The sequence below is a fragment of the Nostoc sp. PCC 9305 genome, from assembly GCF_963920915.1.
GTDB lineage: Bacteria > Cyanobacteriota > Cyanobacteriia > Cyanobacteriales > Nostocaceae > Nostoc.
The window spans coordinates 23,376-30,690 of the sequence record NZ_CAWUDN010000098.1; the positions used below are offsets into that span (position 1 = coordinate 23,376).

Consider the following 7,315-nt stretch of genomic DNA (forward strand, 5'->3'; position numbering starts at 1 on the left):
ATATTCAGCACTTATGATTAGTAACCCTCAAACAAATTTTTTACCCTTAGTTCAAGACAACGAGTTTCTCCCACCAATTAGTCGTTGGACTACATTTGGCGGACTATTTATCGTGTTTGCCTTGGCGTTAGCTGTTCCTGTAGCTGCGGTTGTTAAATATAAAGTTACGGTCAAAGGGCAAGCGGTTATTCGTCCTGCGGGTGAATTGCCAATTGTACAGGCGGCGACAGAAGGACAGGTAATGCAGATTTACGTCAAAGAAAATCAAACGCTGCAAAAAGGAGATAAAATTGCCACTATTGACGATTCTCGACTGCAAACTAAAAAAAACCAGTTGCAAACCAATATTCAACAAGCTAGGTTACAACTAATTCAAACTGTTCCGCAAATAAATGCAATAAATAGTCAAATTCGAGCTGAAAGCGATCGCACCAATCGGACTATCGCCTCTGCTAAAGCGGAATTGCAGGGACGCGATCGCGCTCATCAAGACAAAAAAATTACCAGTATCACTGAACTTCAAGAAGCATCAGCCAATGTCAAAATGGCTCAAGAAGAATTATATGCAGGGCAAGCACAGTTACAATCAGCACTAGCTAATCTCCATGCGACTGAGGCGGCTTTAGGAGCAGCGACATCAAAGCAGAACCGATATGACAGCGCCGCTAAACAAGGGGCATTATCGCGCGATCAACTTGAAGAAGTAGAACTGGCTGTCAAACAGCAACAACAAGCTGTACAGGCGCAAAAAGCCACTTATAAAGCCCAAGAAAAAACAAATGAACGGCTAAAACAAGCTGTGAATGGGGCTATTGCCAAACGCGATCGCGCTCAAGCAGTTCTCAATCCCAGCAATGCAGAGGTAGCAATGGCGACTGAACGCATTGCTGAAGAAAAAGCCTCTGGGGAAGTGAATAAAGCATCCTTAGAAAGAGAACTTCAAGTACTTCTCAAACAGAAAATTGAAACGGAAAAACAATTAGAGCGCGATACTAGCGAATTCAAACAAGCTGAAATTGACCTGAAGCAAACTACTATTACCGCTACAGCAGACGGGATTATTTCCAAGTTAAATTTGAGAAATCCCGGTCAAACTCTCCGGGCTGGAGAGGAAGTTGTGCAAATTGTTCCTAGTCATGCACCTTTAGTTATCAAAGCAGCTGTCGGTTCTCAGGAAAAAGGTAAGATAAAAGTCGGACAAAAGGTGCAAATGCGAGTCACAGCTTGTCCTTATCCTGATTACGGTACTCTCAATGGCCAAGTAAAAGCGATTTCCCCTGATGCTGTTAGTTCGCAAAAAAACGATGCTGATGCTGATACGAACTCTATCCCAAAAGCAACTGCTGTAGGTGCTTTTTACGAAGTCACAATTGAACCAGAGAAACTTGCTTTAGGTCGCAGTACAAAGAAATGTCAAATTCAATTGGGTATGGATGGCAGAGTTGATATTATTACCCGTGAAGAAACTGTACTGCAATTTATACTCCGCAAGGCGAGGTTAATCACGGATTTATGACGTTGACAAACGTTTTAATTGACCTCTTCGCCACTGTTACCTAATGATTGTGGAGTAGTGGAAAATTCTCGGCGATTTTGAATAAATATAACTAAAACACCGCTTAAAACCAGGGCAAAGGCAGAAGGAATAAATGGCAACCATAGCCCTTGTTTTAAAAGAGCGATCGCACAGACTCCATATAATATAACAACTGTAACAAAAATGGCGCATCCCTGATGTGAGAGCGATCGCACCCGCCAAATAATTAGGTTCCCAACTACAGACCAACCGCATATCCAAAGGATATCGCCCCAGTAAGGCAAAACCCAAAGAATTGGACGTTGGTCTAAAACTGCACTCAAAATTTGGCTAACCATTTGTGCTTGTATAAATATCCCTGATATCTCTTGGTAATCTTGCTGTGCAGTACTGTAGGGAGTTGACCAAGTATCGCTGACTGTATTAGCTGTCACTCCAATGAGAACTAGCTTATCTTTCAGAGATTTACGATCGAATTGATCGCTCAATACATCATTAAGGGAAACTCTCTGATAATCTGTATTACGATAATTGACAAGTATTTGATTTCCACCTAAATCAACTCCTTGTTGATAAGCACCACTGCGACTAGGTTTTAAACGTTTAAATACTTTAGAGCCAAACTGTACATAATCTTCATTAAATTTAGGTTTAATATTTTCATAAGATAAGTAACGAGCAACTAATTGCAACGAGAGCGAATAAGGCGTTGTACAAGTCGAAGAAGGCTCTTGTGCCATCATCAAAATTTGCCGACGGACGATACCATCTGGGTCTTTAATTGCATCAGTAAAACCCTGACGTTCTACAGGTACATCTTTCGGAGGTTTAACACCTTGGGAGTCATATTTACTATCGCTGCTTTTGCAGACAATAACAACATTATCTTTATTAAGTTCAGTCGGAAGTTGTATTAGATTTGATTTGTTTGGGGGGTCAGCTAAATCTCTATAAATATCCAGTCCAACAACTCGCGGTTGATACTTTTGTAATTTGTTGAGCAATTTAGCTAACGTACTATCCGAAATGGATTTCAGTCCTTTGGTCATCTCTTGTCGTGATTGAATATCTTTTTCAGTAATTTCTACAATTATCAACCTTGGATCTGGGTCTTCTTTAGGTCGCAACCGTAGAATTTGATCGAAACTTTGCAGTTCGATTTTCTCAAAGACTCCCAAATATCTCAAACCTACCGTTGAAACAGCCACAATCAAAGTACTAAGTAGTACATTCCAAAATTTAGATTTTGATGTCGCAATTTTATCTTTTGTCGAAACTTTACCCACAAATTTAGTATCAGAAAAATTGCCACGCAGTTCTTGCCAGGTAGTAGGAACAGTCGTAGGATTTTGACAGATGACTGGCAACCAACTAGCACAAGGAAATTCATTTTCCAATCCTTGAAGTCTTTCTCGCGCTTCTCGCACAGCCAAGTAAAATGGTTTGTTATCTGCAAAGGCGGTAAGAAAGTTTTTTAAAAATTCCTGTGCTATTAAATCTGGTACTCCTTCCCGCATTACAATCATTTGGGGAATGTTTAAATCAGCTAAATTTCTTCCTAAACCAATTCCGTCACAAGAATTGAAAATTGCCAGTTGTAAACCGCGTCTAATTGCTGCCTTAAGTCCATTTTTCAACTGCGAGATTGTTAAACTTTCTGTTTGATTGATGCAGATTTCCCCAATTTCTCCGTCAGCGAGACTATTGCTATGTCCGGCAAAAAATAGAATATCCCAATCCTGATTCCATAAGTACTCATCAAGTGTTTGCCGTGTTGGTTCTATAAGAAAGGTGGTTTTGGCATCTGTCACACCTTGTAACAAAGAGGCGTCTTTCTCAATATCAATACCAACCCTATTGCCTAGAATTGCTAAAATTTTGACTTTACCTGTAGGAGATTTTTGTAATAGCTGAGGAGATTCATACTCATGATTGCTCAAAGCTAATTCCGCTTTCGAGTAATCTTCAAAAAAATGCCACAGATGCCAAGGCAAGCGATGCAGTAGAACTATATTTGTTTCAATAATTACTCTAATTTCATCATGACAACTGAGTAGAGTTCGCAACTTCCGTTCAATATTCTGAAATGACTCAAATCTCAACCAAGTATTAATATTCACTTGTAGCTGTTGACACACTTCATCGAAGTCATTGATAGAAATATTGGTTATGTCTTGTGAATGTACTTTTATCCGTTGATGGCTACCCAGGCGTTGATGAACTCCTGTGTAGAGTAACTGCCATCTGCGGTAGAGTTCGCTTAGTTCTGGTGCTGGTGGTAGACTCCCTGTTAATTTCACGGGTACAAATTGGTTATGACACCAAAGTTGAGCCGTGACAACAGGAAATCCTTGATTTAAATCTCCTCCCAAGAAGCTGAAGACAACTAGCTTACTCATAAGTTAAGTGGACTTTACCATTCGTGATTAACTAATGACTAATCAAGAGGGAGCATTCTACTTATGCAAAAATTCCAAAGGAAAGTGTAGTATATGGGCTACACAAGACAAATTTGGGCTAAACCTATGAGCTTCGAGGAAAAACAACGTTTACAAGCCGCCGCAAAAGAGTTGTAAACTTAAGGTTAAAGCCAGTCTAGAAAAAGCTTTCAGCAGATTATCTCGTTCCCATTCTCCGACTGGGAATGCCTCTCATTGAGGCTCCGCCTCCCGAACTCGCGGCAGAGCCGCCAAGAGTAGCATTTCCAGCCAGAGGCTGAAAACGATATTTTCCAAGGGTTTTGGCTTAAATTGACACCAATGGGTATTGCTGTGCCCTTACGACATATGTGGTTCAAATACATGAAAATTGCTGTAAGTATGTCAGATATCAAATCGCCTTTTTTATCAAACAAACTAAGGGTACAAGCAAAGGATGGACTACTTATATCTCAATACGGTTCAGTTAAGGATGCTCCCAATCAACACTAATTTGACACTGCTGGCTCCTAATAACTAAATTATGAAATTTTCTGTTATTTGATAATTATTCAGATCGATCTGGATGCTGAAACATTCTCCAACTTGCCCATCAAAAAGTTTCAACTGCACATAAATATCTTGAATTCTTGCTTGTACTTGTTGAAGTATTTCCCCTCGATCTGAAAGTAAAACTAGCTTGATAGTATCAGGTAGGTAAGGTTGATTACAAGCTGGATGTAGCTGCACGCGAATCCTAACTTGTTGGTTAACTTCTGGTATTAAGGCAACTAATAAAATAACTTTTTGAGCCTTTATTTCCATTCCTAAGTCAATCAGCTTGGCGCGTTTGATAGCGGTAGCATTTAACCCAGAAGAAGTGCGGAAATTAAAAGCTAGGCTACTGGAGTTTGGCTCAAAAAAAGTCTCTATAGCTTGCCAAGAAGCATCGTAAATCTGCTCCAGCCAACGACTGAGATTCACTTGTACTTGTGAAAATTGCGTAGGCGCAGCCTGTTGTAGATATCGCAGTCTTTCTTGGTACAAACGCAGCCGCCATTGCTCATTTTCTAGTAGCACTCCCCAGGTTGTAAATGGCACTGCAAGCCTAGGAAATGTTACAGAGGAATTACTTAACCGCTGCACAATATTTTCTGCTTCAACAGTCGATAATTCTGGTAGTGGAGCGATCGCACCTTTCATCTCCTCTGTTCCACAAAATTGGTAGGTCATCCAAAAAGCATTAAGGTCTTTAATTAAGTGCCGTGCATCTATACAATAAGTCCTATCTACTTGGTCGTAGTCTGCTAGTGATTTAAGTTTTTGATGGGTTATGTAGCCCCAAATTCTTACCCACTCGCCATCTGGTGTGACTTGCACTGCTAAATAATAGTCTGCTGCCCAAGTAGGAATGTCTACCCATTCTTGAGGAACTTCTAACTCGCTATCATCAATTGCCTCGCTAGGAATTAAAACGACTCGCTTTTGGTTTAACAAAATTGCTGTGCCATTGACAAATTCCCAAAAAGCAGGAATACCAGGGGAACTGTGCCAGATACTTGCTTCTGGAACATATTCAGCTTTTACCCAATTCAAAAACCCATGCAGGCAAATTTGATTCATGTAAGCACGCCAGCGACTGCTAGGTGTGGCGTACATTTGGCTTTCTTGCCAAGAACTTGTCTGTAATGATGGTGATATTTCTAACAATAGTTCCTGCGGTTCTGTAAAAGCGGAAGTCATTTTTACTACCTCATCCTTCATAATCTCAGCGAGATTCCCCATATTTAACTTGCAACCATTCTTCCAAAGCACTACTCATATTATTAACTAGGTTGGAAGTCACAGAAATATTAAGCGTATCTTGACTCCATTGGATCAATGCTGAAAGCATTGATTCTCTAGCTTTGAACAGTCGGCGAGAAACAGTAGGCTGACTAATTTGTAGGTGTTCTACAATCTGTGGCTGAGTTAACCCCTGTTGGTAGTAAAGTTTAAGTATTTCCTGAGTTTTTACCTCAAGGGTTTGTAATTTTTTTAACAAAACATCTTCAATCTGAGATTGTTGATTTTGTTGATCTTGGGTATCCTCTTGGGCTATCATCTGAGCGATTAATGAGTCAGAGGATGGATCTGGCAAATCAAAAGTTGTTGTGGACTCATCTTCTGATATTGCTAAATTTAAAGAACTAATAGGTGGATACAGATAACCACGCACGTAGATAGCTGCCTGGGTTAGCCACTGTTCAATTTTCTCTCTCGTGGATTCTGGAGTAGGTTGAGTTAACTGATTTTGGCGATCGCGGTTGTAGAGGTTGACAATAGCTTCCCAAAGTTGGGGTTCTGGTTCTGGTAGTGACTTTGTGCCACCTGGTTGGTTTTGAACATACAGCTCTTTAAAACAAGTCCAGGCTAGTCGATATTGGGCAATTAGAATCGGTGATAATCCAGCTTGAGCAAGAGCTTCTAATAACTGCTTTTTGCTTACTTTGCGTAACAATGCCCAATTTGTGCAGATATCAGCTTCTTTGCGTTGGCGTAAAATATCTTTTAGCCGACTGGGAACTGCCATAGTAGCATAGGCTTTTAAGCTAGAGCATTTTTCTTGATTAAAATTTTTGAGAATTGTTTCAATTTCAGCATTCGCCATCTGAAAATAATCTGCTAGGCTATGTTGACTATTTGTAAATTTGGCAATTGTTTTTTTAGCAGCCCAATAATTTGGTTCCTGTAAATAAGCAGATAAATGCATTCTAGCAAGGCTATTAGATTCCTCTCGCCAGCACTTGTGCCAATGTAATGCCCAAAAATTTTCTGAGTTAGGGACGAATGGTGAAGACTCCAAGCAATTTTGAATATTTCGATGTAGTTTGATATCAATCAACCATTTGCTGAATCTATCTCCTTCCAACTCAACGAAGGTTGAGAACATCTCGATAATTTTTTGACGAGGACGCATAAGCAGTTAAAAATTTCAATTTATCCGAACTTAAGCAACTATCAAAGCCGCAGATACCTCTGTGGACAATTGCAAGATACTGGTTTGCTAATGTGCAATTCCATAGCACACATATTTTATTCCCTGATGTTTTTTGAAGATAACTCTACTCATATTCTGTTGAATCTAGATAATTTAGTTATTTTAAAGTTAAATTGGCGTAAAAAGCGATTTTAAGCGTTGCATAAATGCGGCATAGTTCGAGTCAACATTGGTTGAGAAGGTCTAGCAAGATATTAGACCTCTTGCAAAAGTCCCTAACACCCCACCCCCAACCCCTCCCCGCAAGCGGCTACGGTGTACACACGTCTTTCTAGAAAACCAAAATCGTCGTAGATCCCCCTAAATCCCCCGATAAATTGG

At 40.0% G+C, this 7,315-nt stretch carries 4 protein-coding genes; 1 reads left to right on the top strand and 3 read right to left on the bottom strand.

Features of this window, described 5'->3' with window-relative positions; all coding sequences use genetic code 11:
- Window positions 1–13 precede the first annotated feature (13 nt).
- On the top strand, window positions 14–1,516 hold the full coding sequence (locus ACM0OX_RS27875; RefSeq protein ID WP_414518225.1) for an HlyD family efflux transporter periplasmic adaptor subunit: 1,503 nt from the start codon (window positions 14–16) through the stop codon (window positions 1,514–1,516).
- Window positions 1,517–1,530: 14 nt separating this feature from the next.
- On the opposite strand, the gene ACM0OX_RS27880 is transcribed toward ACM0OX_RS27875, so the two are convergent.
- The 3 genes from ACM0OX_RS27880 to ACM0OX_RS27890 form a co-directional block, all read right to left on the bottom strand.
- On the bottom strand, window positions 1,531–3,936 hold the full coding sequence (locus ACM0OX_RS27880; RefSeq protein ID WP_414518227.1) for a CHASE2 domain-containing protein: 2,406 nt from the start codon (window positions 3,934–3,936) through the stop codon (window positions 1,531–1,533).
- A gap of 555 nt (window positions 3,937–4,491) precedes the next feature.
- The gene (locus ACM0OX_RS27885) at window positions 4,492–5,697 is read right to left on the bottom strand and encodes a DUF1822 family protein (protein WP_414518228.1); all 1,206 of its coding nucleotides are present in this window, start codon (window positions 5,695–5,697) and stop codon (window positions 4,492–4,494) included.
- 25 nt (window positions 5,698–5,722) lie between these two features.
- Window positions 5,723–6,913: a sigma-70 family RNA polymerase sigma factor gene (locus ACM0OX_RS27890; RefSeq protein WP_414518229.1), complete on the bottom strand. Its 1,191-nt coding sequence runs from the start codon at window positions 6,911–6,913 to the stop codon at window positions 5,723–5,725.
- Between the last annotated feature and the right edge of the window lie 402 nt (window positions 6,914–7,315).

Coding starts and splice junctions, on each gene's coding strand:
- ACM0OX_RS27875 (WP_414518225.1), top strand. CDS start 14: ATGATTAGTAACCCTCAAACAAATTTTTTACCCTTAGTTCAAGACAAC.
- ACM0OX_RS27880 (WP_414518227.1), bottom strand. CDS start 3,936: ATGAGTAAGCTAGTTGTCTTCAGCTTCTTGGGAGGAGATTTAAATCAA.
- ACM0OX_RS27885 (WP_414518228.1), bottom strand. CDS start 5,697: ATGACTTCCGCTTTTACAGAACCGCAGGAACTATTGTTAGAAATATCA.
- ACM0OX_RS27890 (WP_414518229.1), bottom strand. CDS start 6,913: ATGCGTCCTCGTCAAAAAATTATCGAGATGTTCTCAACCTTCGTTGAG.